Annotated in this window: 19 protein-coding genes and 1 tRNA gene; 9 read left to right on the top strand and 11 right to left on the bottom strand. The window is 54.5% G+C overall.

The genetic code is table 11. The features are described from left to right. Nucleotides 1–90 precede the first annotated feature (90 nt). A complete protein-coding gene (locus ACJJU9_RS10705) occupies nt 91–363 on the top strand; it encodes a DUF1652 domain-containing protein (RefSeq protein ID WP_048370086.1) in 273 nt (90 codons plus the stop codon). A gap of 72 nt (nt 364–435) precedes the next feature. Here ACJJU9_RS10705 and ACJJU9_RS10700 read toward each other — a convergent pair whose 3' ends face one another. Beyond that, entirely contained in the window at nt 436–2,910 is a 2,475-nt protein-coding gene (locus ACJJU9_RS10700; RefSeq protein ID WP_407730686.1) for a UvrD-helicase domain-containing protein, read from the bottom strand. 269 nt (nt 2,911–3,179) lie between these two features. Between ACJJU9_RS10700 and ACJJU9_RS10695 the strand changes: the two genes are divergently transcribed. Further along, nucleotides 3,180–3,875: a pirin family protein gene (locus ACJJU9_RS10695; RefSeq protein WP_407730685.1), complete on the top strand. Its 696-nt coding sequence runs from the start codon at nt 3,180–3,182 to the stop codon at nt 3,873–3,875. 86 nt (nt 3,876–3,961) lie between these two features. Here ACJJU9_RS10695 and punC read toward each other — a convergent pair whose 3' ends face one another. Then, entirely contained in the window at nt 3,962–5,146 is a 1,185-nt protein-coding gene (gene punC / locus ACJJU9_RS10690; RefSeq protein WP_273221430.1) for a purine nucleoside transporter PunC, read from the bottom strand. A 117-nt stretch (nt 5,147–5,263) separates the two neighbouring features. On the opposite strand from punC, the gene punR reads away from it, so the two are divergent. Further along, complete coding sequence (gene punR, locus ACJJU9_RS10685; RefSeq protein ID WP_407730684.1) at nt 5,264–6,214, top strand: DNA-binding transcriptional activator PunR; 951 nt, start codon at nt 5,264–5,266, stop codon at nt 6,212–6,214. Nucleotides 6,215–6,346: 132 nt separating this feature from the next. On the opposite strand, the gene ACJJU9_RS10680 is transcribed toward punR, so the two are convergent. Together ACJJU9_RS10680 and ACJJU9_RS10675 are read right to left on the bottom strand one after the other, a co-directional pair. Continuing rightward, the gene (locus ACJJU9_RS10680) at nt 6,347–6,883 is read right to left on the bottom strand and encodes a DUF4174 domain-containing protein (protein WP_407730683.1); all 537 of its coding nucleotides are present in this window, start codon (nt 6,881–6,883) and stop codon (nt 6,347–6,349) included. Between the two features lie 169 nt (nt 6,884–7,052). Continuing rightward, the gene (locus ACJJU9_RS10675; RefSeq protein ID WP_048370076.1) at nt 7,053–7,640 is read right to left on the bottom strand and encodes a DedA family protein; all 588 of its coding nucleotides are present in this window, start codon (nt 7,638–7,640) and stop codon (nt 7,053–7,055) included. A gap of 349 nt (nt 7,641–7,989) precedes the next feature. Here ACJJU9_RS10675 and ACJJU9_RS10670 point away from each other — a divergent pair, with 349 nt between their 5' ends. Next, on the top strand, nt 7,990–9,264 hold the full coding sequence (locus ACJJU9_RS10670) for an EAL domain-containing protein (RefSeq protein WP_407730682.1): 1,275 nt from the start codon (nt 7,990–7,992) through the stop codon (nt 9,262–9,264). 74 nt (nt 9,265–9,338) lie between these two features. Here the strand turns inward: ACJJU9_RS10670 and ACJJU9_RS10665 are convergent, their stop codons facing one another. The 3 genes from ACJJU9_RS10665 to ACJJU9_RS10655 are packed head-to-tail and all read right to left on the bottom strand — an operon-like array spanning nt 9,339 to nt 10,641. Further along, nucleotides 9,339–9,755: an Ivy family c-type lysozyme inhibitor gene (locus ACJJU9_RS10665; protein ID WP_407730681.1), complete on the bottom strand. Its 417-nt coding sequence runs from the start codon at nt 9,753–9,755 to the stop codon at nt 9,339–9,341. Between the two features lie 33 nt (nt 9,756–9,788). Beyond that, entirely contained in the window at nt 9,789–10,388 is a 600-nt protein-coding gene (locus ACJJU9_RS10660; RefSeq protein ID WP_353231244.1) for a disulfide bond formation protein B, read from the bottom strand. Between the two features lie 40 nt (nt 10,389–10,428). Next, nucleotides 10,429–10,641, bottom strand: coding sequence for a hypothetical protein (locus tag ACJJU9_RS10655; RefSeq protein WP_123748890.1), 213 nt, complete (start codon nt 10,639–10,641; stop codon nt 10,429–10,431). Nucleotides 10,642–11,194: 553 nt separating this feature from the next. On the opposite strand from ACJJU9_RS10655, the gene ACJJU9_RS10650 reads away from it, so the two are divergent. Beyond that, nucleotides 11,195–11,281: transfer RNA gene (locus ACJJU9_RS10650), tRNA-Leu, on the top strand. Between the two features lie 234 nt (nt 11,282–11,515). Here the strand turns inward: ACJJU9_RS10650 and ACJJU9_RS10645 are convergent. Both ACJJU9_RS10645 and ACJJU9_RS10640 read right to left on the bottom strand, forming a co-directional pair. Beyond that, entirely contained in the window at nt 11,516–11,956 is a 441-nt protein-coding gene (locus ACJJU9_RS10645) for a hypothetical protein (protein WP_407730680.1), read from the bottom strand. Continuing rightward, the gene (locus ACJJU9_RS10640; RefSeq protein ID WP_407730679.1) at nt 11,953–12,531 is read right to left on the bottom strand and encodes a hypothetical protein; all 579 of its coding nucleotides are present in this window, start codon (nt 12,529–12,531) and stop codon (nt 11,953–11,955) included. Before ACJJU9_RS10640 ends, ACJJU9_RS10645 begins: the two co-directional genes overlap by 4 nt. 225 nt (nt 12,532–12,756) lie before the next feature. On the opposite strand from ACJJU9_RS10640, the gene ACJJU9_RS10635 reads away from it, so the two are divergent. The 3 genes from ACJJU9_RS10635 to ACJJU9_RS10625 all read left to right on the top strand — a co-directional run bounded on the left by ACJJU9_RS10635 (nt 12,757) and on the right by ACJJU9_RS10625 (nt 13,970). Continuing rightward, nucleotides 12,757–13,128, top strand: a complete 372-nt coding sequence (locus ACJJU9_RS10635; protein WP_353231249.1) for a hypothetical protein — start codon at nt 12,757–12,759, stop codon at nt 13,126–13,128. A 205-nt stretch (nt 13,129–13,333) separates the two neighbouring features. Further along, nucleotides 13,334–13,675 carry a type II toxin-antitoxin system RelE/ParE family toxin gene (locus ACJJU9_RS10630; RefSeq protein ID WP_174479330.1) on the top strand — a complete coding sequence of 114 codons (342 nt, stop codon included), beginning with the start codon at nt 13,334–13,336 and terminating at the stop codon, nt 13,673–13,675. A gap of 10 nt (nt 13,676–13,685) precedes the next feature. Continuing rightward, a complete protein-coding gene (locus tag ACJJU9_RS10625; RefSeq protein ID WP_048370064.1) occupies nt 13,686–13,970 on the top strand; it encodes an XRE family transcriptional regulator in 285 nt (94 codons plus the stop codon). A 53-nt stretch (nt 13,971–14,023) separates the two neighbouring features. Here ACJJU9_RS10625 and ACJJU9_RS10620 read toward each other — a convergent pair whose 3' ends face one another. Next, nucleotides 14,024–14,206, bottom strand: coding sequence for a hypothetical protein (locus tag ACJJU9_RS10620; RefSeq protein ID WP_407730678.1), 183 nt, complete (start codon nt 14,204–14,206; stop codon nt 14,024–14,026). Between the two features lie 88 nt (nt 14,207–14,294). Then, the gene (locus tag ACJJU9_RS10615) at nt 14,295–14,705 is read right to left on the bottom strand and encodes an NUDIX hydrolase (RefSeq protein ID WP_407730677.1); all 411 of its coding nucleotides are present in this window, start codon (nt 14,703–14,705) and stop codon (nt 14,295–14,297) included. Nucleotides 14,706–14,995: 290 nt separating this feature from the next. On the opposite strand from ACJJU9_RS10615, the gene ACJJU9_RS10610 reads away from it, so the two are divergent. Beyond that, nucleotides 14,996–16,324 carry an OprD family outer membrane porin gene (locus ACJJU9_RS10610; RefSeq protein WP_273221515.1) on the top strand — a complete coding sequence of 443 codons (1,329 nt, stop codon included), beginning with the start codon at nt 14,996–14,998 and terminating at the stop codon, nt 16,322–16,324. Nucleotides 16,325–16,333 lie beyond the last annotated feature (9 nt).

The raw sequence follows: 16,333 nt of genomic DNA, 5'->3' as shown, positions 1-16,333 counted from the left end.
TGAGTGCTAGGTTAAACACGAAAGACTCGCAAACACTCAAGGAGAGGTTCGCGCCTCGCCATTACGTCAGAGCAAAAGGAATCGCTCTTCATGAAACCCGTCAGTTCCATTGATAAGTTCAGCTTCCCCAACGCCTGCCAACTCATGCGCTGGCACTTTCACCCCATTGGCTTCGAGGCGACCATGGACGCGCCCAAGAGCATGGTTGCCCGGTTGTTTGACCGCGCTACCGGAGAAACCATGATTGCCATCGCCGGCATCCCCTGCGCCACCAGCATGAGCACCGGGGAAGTAGCACGCATCATCCAGGCCGTGGAGGACGAGCTCGAAAGCTTCATCCCCCCTTTGGCGTGGCAGGCGTAAAAACGCCCCTTGTAGGAGCGAGCTAGCCTCGCGATCTTTTAAAGATCAAAAGATCGCGAGACAAGCTCGCTCCTACACAGGGACCTTTGAAGCGCGTAGGTCCTCAAAAAACGCCTTGCCCTTGGGTATCCGGTCCGAGGCCTTGGGCATGTTCGGCCCTTGGGCGTCCTGGCTTTCCAGATACCAATAGCAATGCGTCACGGCCCGGGTGATACCGACATAAGCCAGTCGCAGGATTTCGTCCTTCTGCGCCGCATCGTAAGGGTCCGGCTCGCCGTCCTTGCCCAGGCCCGCCATGCGGTAGACCTGATTTTTGTACGGTGACGAGGTCAGATGCTGGCAATCGCCCAGCAGGAAAACAGCGTCAGCCTGCAGGCCCTTGGAGCTGTGATAGGTCAGTTGTTTAAGCCTGCGATCTTCTGGAGCCAACCTCGAATCCACATTAACTACAGACTGTATATCCTTTTCAATCAGCAACTTATCGCTGCTTTTTCGATACAGCATTAAGATCCGATCGCCCGCGTTGTAATGCTCGATCAATCGGGCGGCCAAATCCTGGTCATCCCGATTGAGGACATTCACCGGCACGGGCTGCTTGGGCTCACCACTGGCCTTGGCGCGTTTCCCGGCAATCGATGGCGCCGCCCGCACGATGTGTTCAGCCGCGTCGATGATGTGCTGATGGCTGCGGAAGTTATCGCTGAGCATCACGCGCGTAGTGGCGGGCGACGGGAATTCTTTGTTGAACTCCATAAAGTACTTGGGCGAACTGCCGCGCCAGCCATAGATCGACTGCCAGTCATCGCCCACACATAGCAGCGAGGAGCGCTGGGCGCCCCGCCCGATGTGCATTGCAGGGCCACGGCTGCGGATTTCACGCAAGCTGGCGCGCAGCCACGAGACGATCTGCGGTGATACGTCCTGGAACTCATCGATCATCAAATGCGACAACGGCCGCAGTTGCTCGTGACTCAGCAGCTTGAAGTTCTGCGGTGTGTTCTCACCAAACAACGAGAACATGCGGTTGTAGGTCATCACCGGCGGCGTTTGCGCCAACAGATGGTCTTCCAGCGCCCGCCAGTAAAGGCTCAAGGCCTCAAAGAAAAAACGGTCCGGGTCATCCTTGGCAAAGCGCATCTCGCCCACCGCCGCTGCCACGTCGAGCCCCAGGTTCTCGATAAAGCTGGCGGCCGTAACAAAACAATCGAGCAACGGCGCTGAAGTCAGCTCGCCCTTGAGCTTGTAATCAAAGCCCGGTCCGGCACTGGCATCTCCTGCCAGCGAAGCAATGACTCGCTTGGCATCTGCATAACTTTCTAACCAAATCAGCGGCTTACTGCAAAAAGCTCGAAACAGTGTGCGCTTTACAGCCCACTCGGCACGTACCGTCAGTTTGGCCCCGGGCCGGGAGATTTGCGGGTTTTCACGCGGATCAAAGCCCAACACAACCCAGGCATCCAACTGCGGGATATACCCGTGGCAATGGAACGGCGAGCCGTTGATCTCCAGGGTTTCCCGGTTCGGCTCGATCCCTTTGATCGGCCAGGCCCCGGCGGCAAACCACAAGTCTTCAAGGGTGTCGCACAGCTCTTCATCGCGCTTGGCCGCCAGCTCGGTGACCGCCATGCGTTTTTGCACATCCGGGTGATCACGCTCCAGCTCCTTGAGCTGCAAGGCATGCCGACACAACGGCGCCAGTGTTTCGCGAAAACGCGCATCGCGGGTGTACAGCCCGTGGTAACAGGCATTGAGCTGCTGGCGCTGAGCGTCGTTGATGCGCAGGTCAAACGGGTTGCTGTCGGCGTCGTCTTCACTCAGCAGGCTGCGCGAGTTCAGGGTTTCGAAGGCCTGCAACTGACCATAGCCGGGCAAGCTGCGCACCATCGGCAAGATCCGCGAGTGGAAGGTCCGTACCACATCGCGGGCCTCTTTAAGGCTCAGGGTGCGGCCCCACAAGGTGAAAATCTCTTGCAGCTTGCTGATGAAGTCTTTGCGCGACTCGCGGGTGAAGGTCACCACGGTTATGGAGTCAAGTTCAAAGCCCAGGTAGTGGGTCAATAACAGGATGCGCAGCACCAGCGACGTCGACTTGCCCGCGCCGGCGCCAGCAACCACGGAGGTCGACGGGGTGTCACTGAAGATCATCTTCCACTGCGCCGCGCTGGGCTGTGCGTGCGCGGGCAACAACGCCGCAACATCGGCCTTGATCTGCTTTTTCAACTCAGGGTTCAAGGGCAGGCGCCAATCGTCGAACAGATTGTCATCAATCCCCGGCGCACGCAGTACCTGCGGGCGCGTGTCGCTGATAAACAGCACTTGCCGCCCTTCTTCCAGCCCTTCGGTATGCCCTTCCTTGAAGCCGTAATCGAAGCCTGAAGTGTGCCCGCTGCGAAATCCGTCAGCCTGCCCTTGTAACCACGACGCCGCATGCTGGGCGCGCAAACGGCTTAATCCGTTGCCAAACAGGCGTGCAGCCAGGCGCTTAAGCCAGGGCAGTTGGGCTTGGGGGACAAGTTGCTCGGGCACGTCGGGGGTCTGTTGCGTCACGCTGACTCCATGGGGTGAGGCTGTCTGGGCACAAAGGCTATGGTCGCCGCATTACGCGCAGATTTCTAGCTAATTGCTTGAGCATCAGCTGCTTAGGGTTTGTTGTGCAGGTAAACCCCACTAGGCAGACAACCTGAAACATCAAATTACCTGATAGCTTTTAAGCATTTTTTGCGCTTTTTATCGATATGTTCATGCAGGAGAATCAGTTCCATCATCAATCGGGTAACCGTTTACACCCTTCCGGCGACCTGAACAGGAGAAGAATCATGCTTGAACTCAGACCCTACAACACCCTGGGCGGCGCACACCACGGTTGGCTGGATGCCCATCACCATTTTTCGTTCGCCAGTTATCACGACCCAAAACGGATGAACTGGGGCAACCTGCGCGTCTGGAACGACGACATCATCGCCCCCGGCACCGGCTTCCCGCAGCACCCTCACCGCGACATGGAGATCATCACCTACGTGCGTGAAGGTGCGATCAGCCATGAAGACAACCTGGGCAACAAAGGCCGCACCGAGGCCGGTGACGTGCAGGTTATGAGCGCTGGCACCGGGATTGCCCACAGCGAGTACAACCTGGAGTCGACACCGACCAAGATCTTCCAGATCTGGATCATTCCTGATCAAGCAGGCCAGGCACCGTCATGGGGCGCCAAACCGTTCCCGAAGGGTCAGCAAGAAGGCTTTGTGACCTTGGCCAGCGGCAAACAGGGCGACCACGAAAGCCTGAGCATCCGCGCAGACGCCCGTGTGGTCGCGGCCAACCTCAAGGCCGGGGAAAGCGCAGAATACCGCCTGGACAGCGGCCGCCGTGCTTATTTGGTGCCGGCGACCGGCGTGATTGAAGTCAATGGCCTGCGCGCCCAAGCTCGCGATGGCGTGGCCATCGTCGACGAAAGCGTGTTGAGGGTGACGGCGATAGAAGACAGTGAAATCGTGCTGGTGGATGTCGCCTGAAATCACCGACTCACATTTGTCTCGCGATCTTTTCGAAGATCAAAAGATCGCGAGGCAAGCTCGCTCCTACAGGGCGATGGAGGGGGTCAGGACGTTGCAAGCGCCTCGGCATTAGCCTTGCGCCGCTGGATGACATAACCCAACACCGCCAGCGGCGCCGTCGCCAGCATCACTTCGACGGTGATTTGCAGCGGCTGACTGATGTAGGTCGAGACCAGCAAGCTGCTCAGAAAACACAAGCCAAGCTGTAAGGTGTTTTGCAGCCCGGCCGCTTTGCCCGAGTTTCCGGCAAAGGGCATCAGTGCATTGGCCACCACAATCGGGTAGCTCGCGCCGTTAACCAGCGCCATCAGGCAAAACGGTATCAGCAAGGTCGCCAACGTCGGTTCGGTTTGCGTCGCCACCCAATACAACCCCACCATGCTCGCGCAGTACGCCACCAGTAGCCACGGCAACAGCGTGCGGCCCTTGATGCGCTGCAAGGCACTGCGGCAGCCATAACCACCGGCCATAAATGCCAGCGTCGGCAAGGCGTAGCTCAAGCCGATATCACTCGGGCTGTAACCCATATCCCCCAGAATGAACGGCGACGCGGTCAGCCATGCGAAGAAACTCGCCGAGCACGCCGCAAACATCATCACGTTGCCGCTAAAACTCGCCGAGCACAGCAACTTCCAGTAGCTGACCTGAGTTGCTTGCGGGGTACTGACCACGCTGCGGGCTTTTTCTTTGAGCAGCAGCGTCGGCACGATCAGCAGCAACGCCAACCCCAGCAACACCGCAAAAATCGCCTGCCAGCCTAAATGGTTGAGCACCACGGCACCCAACAGCGGGGCCAATGCAGGTGACAAGCCCATCAGCGGCATGATCCCGGCAAACACCCGGTTGGCTTTCTCAGACGGATAGCGATCGATCACCAGCGCTTGCCAGGTGACTGCTGCCGCGCAAATGCCGATGGCCTGAATAAACCGCAGGCTCAGCAACAGCGCGGCATTGTCGACAAACAGCATCCCCACACAGCCCAGGGCAAACATGGACAGGCCCGCCAAAAGCACCGGCTTGCGCCCCAGGCGGTCCGACAGCGGCCCCCAGAGCAATTGCCCAAAGGCGAAACCGGCCAAAAAGATACTCAAGCTCGCGCCCACGGCCCCGGCCGAGAGGCCCAATTCGCTGCGCAATGTGCCGAAAGCGGGCAGGTACATATCCATCGCCAGATAGCCGAGCATGCTCAGCCCGGCGAGATAACAGGTAAAACCAAAAGAATTCTTCATGTGCACCCAAAACTTGCCATCAAACAATTTGTTGACTGACGCGCATTATCCGGCTGAGGATTGCCTTGTGAAGCGAGAATTATTGCCTGATGGCATCAAATATTTCGAAGGCAAGCTATGTGGTCTGAATACTCACTGGATGTCATTGACGCAGTCGCCCGCCACGGGAGCTTCAGTGGCGCCGCCCAAGAGCTGCATCGGGTCCCCTCCGCCGTCAGTTACACCGTGCGCCAGCTGGAGCAATGGCTCGCTGTGCCGTTGTTTGTGCGTCGGCACCGGGATGTCGAGCTGACACCCGCCGGGCGCGTGTTCGTCAAAGAAGCCCGCGATGTGATGAAAAAAATGCTCGGCACGCGGCGTCTGTGCCAGCAGGTGGCCAATGGCTGGAGCGGCCAGTTGCGGGTCGGCGTGGACGCCATCGTCAAACAACCCCGCTGCCAGCAAATGCTGCTGGATTTCTACCGACACTTTCCCGACGTGGAATTACTCGTGAATTACGAGGTGTACAACGGTGTGTGGGATGCCCTGGTCGACGGGCGTACGGACATCGTCATCGGCGCGACCCGGGCAATCCCCGTCACGGCCAGCTTTGCCTTTCGCGATATGGGTTCGCTGCACTGGCTGTGTGTGGCCAGCCCGGCACATCCTTTGACGTCACTTCAGGGTCCGTTGAATGACGAGCAACTGCGCCCCTACCCGTCATTGTGCATGGACGACACCTCGCGCAGCCTGCCCAAGCGCGACACCTGGACACTGGATAACCAGCGGCGAATGATGGTGCCCGACTGGGCCACGGGCCTGGCGTGCCTGTGTGACGGATTGTGCGTTGGCATGGTGCCTGCGCATCTGGCGAAGCCCTTGATTGCGCAAGGTCATCTGGTCGCCCTGCCGTTGCAACGGCCCTTCCCCTCCAGCCCTTCGTGCATCGCCTGGAACCAGACTCATCAGTCTCCCGCGATGAGCTGGCTGCTGGAGTATCTGGGCGATACGCCGACCTTGAACCTTGAATGGCTCAACGAACAGGACGTGGAGGAGCAGGATTTTGAGGCGCAAAAAGAGAGATCATGAAGGTTAGCGTTTTGACGACATGGTTTTCACACCACTTTCACATCGTCAGGGCTAATTTGAACCCACTCCTTTAGTGAATCCCGTTCAGCCCGCTCCCCCCAGCGGGCTTTTTTTTGCGCGCGGAAAACGCTTTTAATCTTCCAGCGCCTTAACGGGTTTGGCAGGTTTTACGGGCTTTGCAGGCTTGGTGCCTTTACCTGGTTTTTCTGGGGGGACAGCCTCTGGCGGCGCCTGGGTTTCTTTCTCGCTGGCCGGCAAAGCATCGATGGTGGCGAACAATTTAGGCAGGTCGGCATCGCCCTCGCCTTCAAATTTTCTCTCTCCGTCCTTGCCGATCAGGAACACCTTGGCATCCTTAATAATCATCCCTGGCTTGAGACTGCGTATCAGGGACATCGTGGACTGCGTTTCTAGGTCTTTGCCATCGCGCTTGCCGGCAATACCGACAACCTCATAAAGCACCAGACTGCGGTCCTTGAAGCCCTGCTGAATCGCCGGGTCCTCCAGTTCCTTCTTGAGTTCGGCCAGTGTCGGGTCATTCGGTTTGAGGGCAACAATGACTAACGGGCGGGACTTGCCGCGATCCTGTTCAAGTGGGCTGGGAACCTCAATGGCCTGGGCCGTGCTGGTGGCCAGCACACTGGCGAGGATCAATAAACGGATAAACATCCAGATCTCCTTTTCTTATCGGACCGGGTCCGCGAATGTACCGCCAAGGGCCTGAAACCCTCGGCGCTGAGCCTGTTGTAGGAAGCATAGGCGCAACCGGGCTTTTGGACTTTGCCTTTCACGTTTAGTTATTGCAACCACGCCTAAATATCTTGAAATACCTGAGTCATCAGTTGGTTTTAGCAGCAGAGCGACGCTTGGCCCGGTAATGGCGAATCAGGCCAATACCCACCATCACTCCGATGACACACAGCGCAATCGGCAAACGGTATGGCTTAAGGTCGCCAAAAACGCCTTGCAGAAACTCCCCGGCCCAATACCCCGCATTGACGAACAGCGTTGCCCACACCACTGCGCCCAACAGGTTGATAAAGGTGAATTTCAACGGCGACACCTTGCTCGCACCGATTACCATCGGCCCGACCAGGCGCATGCCGTAGAGAAAACGCACGGAAAAAATCGACACCGTCGGGTACTGGTTGATTAGCTGCGATACCCGATCGATGGCGGCTTTCTGCTTGTGCAACCGGGGCAGCAATCGCTCGCCAAAATAGCGCCCGACCCAGAACAACAACTGATCGCCGAGCATCCCGGCAACGCTGGCATAACCGATTACCGGCAACAGTTTGAGCACATGTTGGTGCGCTGCCATCCCTCCTAAAATCAGAATGGTCTCACCTTCAAGCAGGCAACCAATAAAGATGGCCAGATAGCCATAAGTGGCCAGCAAGTGGTTCAGATCGATGTGTTCAAACATGTGCGCTCTGGCGCTCCATTCCAATAAAAAGTGTTACTGCTTCCTGCAAGAGGCGCTCTGTTCAGTGCGTGTGCCGGTGAAGCATATGACTGTACGTGATGCCCGCAGGTTCTGCCCATTATGTTCAAGCTGATGATGCTCACCAGGCCAGACGCCATGTAAGCGAATGTCCCCTCAGTCAGCAACCCGATCAGGCCAAAGTTGAAACCGCAGATCACTCGGGGCAATCCAACCAGAACCATAGAATTTTTAAATATCAAAAGGCTCGGTAAAAATCTCAGGTCTGCGGCCATTTCACTGCGAGACGAGAGGGCCGGGTTCGAGCTTTTCAAAAACAGGAATTGTCTGAATGACGGCTGAACGGCGCCTATTTACATTAAATGTAGACAAGGAGAGCTCGGTGATGAATACGTTAAACGTTGTAGTTTTTTGTGCAAACCCAGTAAAAACCAAGGCGCTGACCGGCTTATTGAAGACGATCGGCATCGTAAACGTATACTCACCCGACGTTGATAGGGAATCGACCACATTCACACCTCCGTTTGTCGAACTGGACGTCGTTATCTGCGATTCATTTAATTCGCTTAAAGAACTCAGCTACTTGAGGGATCTGTGCGAATATTTTTCATTTTTTTCAGTCATCGAATCAGAAAAACTTGAAAAACCGATGAAATGGGGCGCAAGCAACCTGGTGACACACTATAAGAAACATCATTTGGGGCGCTACGAAGACGACATCAGCAAAGTCAAAATACACAGCCTGCTGAAAAAAGCGCTTACGTTAAAAGACATTGCTAAAAATAACGTATTCAAATCAGGTGTCGAGCAAGAAACACTGAAACAGATACTCCATAAGGACATGGACTTTAAAGACCCTTTTCAGGACGTACAGGCCGACCGTGTAGCCGCCTACTTCCAGCCTCAATACTGCGCATTGACGAAAACGATTACCGGCATCGAAGTTATCGCGCACTGGAGCCACCCGGCTTACGACAGGCTAAGTACCACTCATTTCAAGCACGATACTCCTGAACACATCGTTCACTGGGCATTGTTCTCCTGCGCGCTGTCCAATGCCATTCAACTGCACCGCCACACCCTGAATATTGACCCCACAATTCTTTATACGTACATCATTGATGCTTCCTTGTTGAAATCTAAGCATTTCGCCAGCAACGTATTGGAAGCATTGAAAATATTCGACATTCCACTGCACACCATCGCGCTCGAAATCTCAGGCAAAGTTGACACGCCCATGAGTCTCGAATACATCGATAACATCACAACACTCATGAACTGCCAAGTTGGATTATCACTGGGAAATTTCGGCACCAGTGACTCACCTTTCGACATCCTCGCCGACATGCCCTTCACACAAATAAAGCTCAATACCAACTTCGCTTTAACAAACAGCTCCATCAAAAAAAATCAAATCATCAGTTCGATAATCTCCATGGCGAAATCACTCCATTTAAAAGTCATCGCCAACGAAGTTGAGACAGAGAAACAGTTTGCGCAGCTTCAACATTTAGGCGTTGATGCAGCACAGGGTAATTTCTTCCACCCTCCTATGACAGGCGAGAAACTGCTCACCCTTTTACTGGACAACACTACAACCTACTAAAAAACCGGGCCTGTTCCTGCTTCATTGAGCGCGCAATGAAACAGAACCAGGCCCGGCTTTGCGTGGCAAACCGCTTAGTCTTCTGGATTATTCTCGGCCAGGGTTTTATTCAGATACTCCTTGATGGCCGTCTCAGGCGCACCCAGGAGCTGTGTATTGAACGACTGACCATCAGCCAATCGCGTGGCCAACAAGCCCCAGGCGTGTTTCTTGTCGGGGCTGAAAATAACAATCAGCTGATTATCCGCACAGTCATGGGGCTTGCACATTTGGCCCAGGGTGTATTTCTGCCCATCGATGACCACTTCTTGCAGCGGCGTTGAAGTGCCTTGGCCGGTGCGGACCCATTCAGGGAACGCCAGCATGTCCTGGTAGGCCTGCTTGTACGGGCTCCTGCCCGTCACATCAAACAAGTATTGTGGCGTCTGTGCATTGGCAACACCTGACAGTAAAGAGGCTCCCACAAAAGCCAACGTAATAGCTGTTTTCACTGATTTACTCCTTTTCGACACACTCAACACTGTTCAATCCAGTAATTGATAACTAAAGGTGTGACATTGATTGAACTTGCACTGAACCCCAACCGAGACAAAATTGACCACCCCGATTGCAATCACATAAAAACTGAGCGCCCACGCAATAGTCTTCAGGCCCGGATAAAGCCCAATGTTTTTATCGGCGACCTGCTTATTGGCTCCCCAGATGATCAGTTGCAAAGCGATCGCGGTAATCAGACAGAGCGCAATAATCACTGACCAGACCGGCATATGCAGGCCAAACACCGCACTGCCCACATAGGCATGCCCTGGGCGCGGGTAGATATCCAGCAAGGTTTGCCGAACCGAGATAATCAGCAGCAACACCGAAAACGCCAGGCAAATGCCGGTATTGAACCAGGAGTACCCATGCCGCAATTGCTGCATGATCCCGAAACAAACACCCAGCATGGCCGCGCGCTGCAACAGGCACAGCGGGCAAGGCAACTCACCGTCGACATATTGCAGGGTCATGGCAGTGGTCAATATCCCCGCAAGCACCGCCATCATCCCCAGCAAATAGACATAGAGCAGCGGCGACGCGTACTCACCCCACCCTGCCGCTACTTTATTAGAAAAACGACTCATGGCATCCGGCGCTCCATCGCTGGTTTTCGAGAAAACTTGATCACGCACGTGTACTCGCCGGGAACTCATTACCCGCGTTATTCACCTGAATCCAGGGCATTCTGTAACCGTATTCCGGGCTATATATTTCCCAGAGAAATACCTTGATGGCCAAAACAAAAAACACAAACAGCAGTATCAGCGCCCACTTCCTGCGACCAAACCACCCCACAACCAGCGCCAATGCAAGCACGGCAAAAACGACAAACATCATGGCGGCATCAACTCCCTTTGATTAACCTTGCACTGCATTAGCGCTTACCGAAGAGGCGACTCGCTTTAAATGGCAAAACTGAAGAACGCCAAGAAAATCAGGGTAGACCAGCACTTTTTAAAAGCAAGATGCCCTAGTGCTCACGCTCTACCCTTCACCGAACCAGGAGAACCATCCGCTTCAAGGTTAGCCCTCAATGCCGCTGGTATTCGCCGTCAGGCCATATTTTTTGTGAGGGGATGCTGGCTGTGCCTGGCCCATACACCTCGACTGCCAATGCGCTTTTAAACAAACCCGCAGCAATCGCCAGCCCGAGCAGCCACTCGGTCCTACACACAATCGCGATAAATCCGACCAAACCTTTCCGCTAGTTCCCTAGCTCTCTGATTTTTCGACGATTTTAATCGAGGGGATTTCAAAAAAACTCCTTAAAAAGCACTAACCAACTTGCCTCAACGTCGCAGGGTCTATATATTCGTCCACCTGTCACGCAGGCTACTGAGTACTTTGCACGTCAAGGCACCTCATGCATGACCCGCTTTACAGCGCTACCGCCCGAATGGCGAAATTGGTAGACGCATGGGACTTAAAATCCCCCGTTCGAAAGGACGTGCCGGTTCGATTCCGGCTTCGGGCACCAAACAAATCAAGGGCTTGCACGCTTTCGGCGTGCAGGCCCTTTGTTTTTTGTTCCGCAAAAAGATGGGATGTTCCGAATTCTTGATTGGCGCCCCTCCGGTGTCTTGCCAGCGCAACGGCCCGTGTTGCAGAGGCTGTCTGACCGCCCCGACTGCCCCTAGCGAAATTTCACGCAGCGATGGCTTCGTTAGCCTCGTTCATGCACTGTTCAGGGCGTTAGTTATGGTCGTTCACCCTAAAAACCAGGCGGAATATAACCGGGAACGTAAGGAATATTCTGGCACTTGCCATGCAGTATTTTCCCGTCCTGAATTTTAAACAGGACTATTTTCTTGGCCTGATTGACCGTCGCTTCCAGTTTGCAGTCCGAGCCATGACCCACTTGCTCATAATATTCCGTATGAGTCATGCCATTAGCTCCATGGGTCATTGATGTACCGGCCGCTTCGGTAGTCGTCCACTGAGAGGTTTTGTACCACGTCATCACAACGAGTTTCCCTCCAGCAGCATCTTGCGTTGCTTTCATGGTATCGGGCCTGCCGAATAAATTCAGTGCCTCTTGGGCATCGCGACCTTCCCAGCGATTCTGAGCAATCAACGAACAGCCGCTGGCCACCATAAAACCGGGCACTAGCATTATCAAAAAAAACGTTTTAAGCCATTTATAAACTTTCATTTCATCTCACCAGGACCGTGCGGCTTATCATTACCCAACATCTGCTCCAACTCTTGCATCGGCGTTTTCGGCGGTGCTTGTAACTCCGCGATAGTTTCCAGCAGCTTTTTATGAGTGAACTTCCCCAACGACAACATGCCGTTGAAGACTCGATCCCGCGGATTACACACAAATCCAAACGTGTATAACAGTGCATTATCGTCCAGCGTGAGCCACTCATTGGACACTTCCAGATCCCGACGTACGTTGCTGGCTCGATCAGTAGATGTGCCTTTAACGAAACGAGCCCTGTGTTTGGCGCATTGAACTTCAACTGTATAGACGTCCACCAGCGGTTTTGATGGATCAGTGAAGATCTGGCTAACCTCGACAAACTGTGTACCGCCCTTTTTAACGGGTGGTGTCATGGAAGTGAGGTCGGCGACAAACACAATGTTGTTTTTCCCCGTGCCGACACTGTAAACAAGCCACCAGTCGCCAACGGGATCTTTACTGTCGGCCAGTGCCGAATTAAACCCCGTCAATAACGACGACAACACTATCAGCACACCACCCAACCTGAATATCCCTGACATACACTTACCGAACCTTCCAGAATAATGAGCAGACGTTAAATATTTTTGCTTTTAATCAAAGCACGTAATATTTCGAACATTACCAATACAAGAAAAACGATAACATCAAAACACTCTTCTTCAATTAGCACACCTGTACTAATCCACCCCTGTGGTTAGAGAGTGATTCGCCATTATCGTCAGACTGACCAATACTCTGTGCACTCGGTCAATGAAGGGCGGCACATGGACATCACCATTCATCGAAAGAAGGGGTTTCTAAACAATGCTTTTGGCCGGAGCGCGCCACTTGCCGTCTTTTTTGAGAGCGCGTGTATAGGTCGGTTGGCAACTGGCGAGACCTTGTCCTTGAGCCTTCCAGACGTTAATGGAACATTACAGGTCGGTCTTCTCGACACCAGGAATTCGCCCTACATCGGGAGTGCGCATCAATCGCTCGTATCGATCAGTAATCCGCTTGCTATTTCACCCATGCCAGTTGTTCAGGCGTTTTCAGTGAGGACTCGGGTATGGGTTACTTTTGATGTGATTGATTTGGCGTATTGGGGCCCATTTCGACGCTGGATATTTGCGCTCGAGCGCCGTGCTGAGGGGTGAGTCAAACCACTGCTGACGAAACGCAATGCGATGCAGGAGCTGCCGAACGCTGCGATCTGTTGATCTTGAACGTCAAAAGATCGCAGCCTACGTACCTTGTCAGCGACTACTGCGATCCATAACACCGAAGCGTTCAAGCTTTCACCATCAGTCCGGATGTTTAGCAGACAGTTGCACAATGTACCTTTTTAGGTACACTCCCGTTATGACTGAATTACCTGACGTTCTCAATGTTCGCTTTTTCCGCACAGATGCTGGTAATGAGCCTGTGCGCGAATGGCTGACTGACCTGCCAAGGGAGCATCGGCGTACTGTAGGTGTCGACATCAAGACCGTTCAACTGGGCTGGCCTATAGGCATGCCAGTGGTGCGCAAGCTGGATGCTGGACTTTGGGAGGTCAGAATTGATTTGGGCGATACCATTGCCCGTGTTTTATTTACGGTCGCAGGTTGCGACATGATTCTGCTCCACGGCTTCATCAAAAAAAGCCAAAAAACACCCGCGTCTGACATGGCAACCGCTAAACAGCGCAAAGCAAGACTATGAGGCACTCAACATGAACAAGCATATAGGCTCTGATTTTGATGATTTTCTCTCCGAGCAAGGCCTCGCAGAAGAAGTGTCGGCAGCAGCGCTTAAGCGTGTGATCGCCTGGCAGATTGCTGAGGCGATGAAGGCACAGCACGTTACCAAGAAAGCACTAGCGGATCGCATGCAGACCAGCCGCACCGCCGTGGACCGGGCACTTGACCAGAATGACCCGGGCATGACACTGGCGACCCTGGCCAGTGCCGCGCGAGCACTGGGTCAGCGTGTAGAGATTCGCCTCGTTCCTGAATGATGCATACCGCACTGCCCTTCGCCTGTTAGCGTCAGGCTCCGAGCACTCCCCCTTCAAGACCTCGACTGTTCACACGCCTCTCTCAGACGCTGCATCGCATCCGGGGCCATGGGGGCGGTCATCATTGATCGGTAGGTCATGCACGCTTGGGTGTCGTTAAGTTCGGGCTGTTTTGGCTGATTCGCCGAGCATCCGACCAGGATGGTCAGCGCTGCCAGGCCTATGATTTGTTTCATTCTCTCCCTCCGTTTCAACGTTGGCTGTAAAACTGTCACCAGACGACGTTACTTGGACTCGATGGCACGCCGATAGTTGAGCGTACATTTACGTGTCGGCGAGGGTCTGCCTAAGAAAACTCAAAGCATCTTTGAAGATCTGATCCCAGCTGTCTGACGGCTCACTCTTCAACGGGTGCCAAAAAAACCGGAATTCATGCCCTCCGTCATCGTCAGCAAAATGTGCCCACGTCTCGGGAAGTGCCTGGTCAACATGACATTCATGAAACGCCCAGGTGTGCCCCGTTAGCGTCGATCGCCACTCGCCTAAAGCGTGTTTTGCCGTGGCGGTAATCCCCGCTTCTTCGAATAGTTCTCGTACGGCTGCCACGTCGGTCAGCTCTCCAGGCTCAACGCTGCCTTTGACCAGTTGCAAGCCTGCCAAAGGGTGCTCAAACGCAAGGATTTCCAGCGTTTGACCCCGTCGTAAGACCACCGGGCACGCTTTGTCTGCTGTCATGCAATGACTCCTTTTTTGTGAATTTCAGGGGCGTGTCGGGCGCGCAGTTTATGGCGAATTCCAGCCTCGCGCGTGACCTCCAGAGGGCAGTCACAGCACTCGCCAAAAACCTCAAAAATACCTGCAAAACCCCCGTATCCACGGGCTTTCTTAAATTTAATTTCATCTGCCAAACCCCGCTTTTGACTCCGAACTGTCACATAGGAATCGCCTAATTATGTGAAGCGTTTGACGCTTTAATTTCAGAATAATGACGGAGACCGGGATCAATGAAGAAGTTAGTAAGCCCTATGGTGGGGGTCGCCATGGCGAGCTTTATGCTGTCAGCACATGCAGACTTTATCGATGACAGTCACGCCGATCTAACCCTGCTTAACCGTTACCTCAATCAACAGGGTCGCGATGTAGTTAACAGCAACGCGAAGGCCCACAGCATTCGTGATTGGGGCCAGGGCTTTGAATTCAACTTCAAGTCTGGCTACACCGAAGGTCCGGTTGGTTTTGGTCTGGACTTGCAGGGGTTTTATGGTCTGAAGCTGGACTCCGGTGGTGACCTCAACGACAAGTCTCATCAGGGTCGTTATCCGGGCAGTATGTTCCCGCTGGATGATGGAAAATCTGCCGATCAGTTCGGCGTTCTGAGCCCTACCTTCAAAATGCGCTTCGCTAAAGACGAGTTGCGCGTGGGTACGCTGTACGGCAACAACCCGGTCCTGGCCAACACTGACGGGCGCCTGTACCAGCAGACCAACACCGGTGTGCAACTGGTGTCCAAGGACCTGACGGATTTCACCTTCACTGCGGGTGACATTCTCAAGACCAAGATCCGTAACGAAACTGGCGATCAGGGCATGATCACCGCTGGCGGTACCAAAGAAAGCGATCGCTTCCTGTTCGGTGGCGCCGACTACACCGGCTTGCCGGGCACCACCGTCAGCCTGTGGTATTCCAACCTTGAGGATTACTACCAGCAGTTCTTCCTCGGCGCCAAGCGCCATGACGCGGTGGCTGTCGGTGCCTTTGACACCGACATCCGTCTGTACCGCAGCCTGGGTGTGGGCGGCAACGCCGATGGCGAAAAAGACTATGCCGCTGCCGGCCTGTATGACAATGGCGCCTCCAAGGGCCGTATCAACCAGTCCACCGTCAGCCTGCTCGAAAGCTACACCCTGGACGGCCACACCGTGGGCCTGGGCATCCAGAAAAACAGCGGCGACAGCGACTTCCCGTACCTGGACTCCGGCCTGAACAGTGGCGACAACCGTCAAGGACCTGGCTCGGGCGCCGACACTCCGGCCCTCACCAACATGCAACTGAACAAGTTCCAGCATGCGGGCGAACGCACCTGGCTGGCGCAGTACAAATATGACTTCAGCAAGCTGGGCGTAAACGGCCTGACCTTCGCCACGTCGTATGCCCACGGTGATGACATCCGTACCGCGCAAGGCACCACCAGCGAGTGGGAACGCAACGTCACCCTCGCTTACCAGATCCCGACCGGCACCTTCAAAGGTCTGGGTGTGACCTGGCGAAATGCCCACGCCAGCCCGGATATTACTGGCGCAACCGTGCAAGACGAAAACCGTCTATATGTCAGCTACGTGGTTCCACTCTGGTAGTCGATACAC

Source organism: Pseudomonas helleri (genome assembly GCF_045830615.1).
Lineage (GTDB): Bacteria > Pseudomonadota > Gammaproteobacteria > Pseudomonadales > Pseudomonadaceae > Aquipseudomonas > Aquipseudomonas helleri.
Note: the sequence above shows the minus strand (reverse complement) of the source record. Positions and strands in the feature narration are given on the sequence as shown.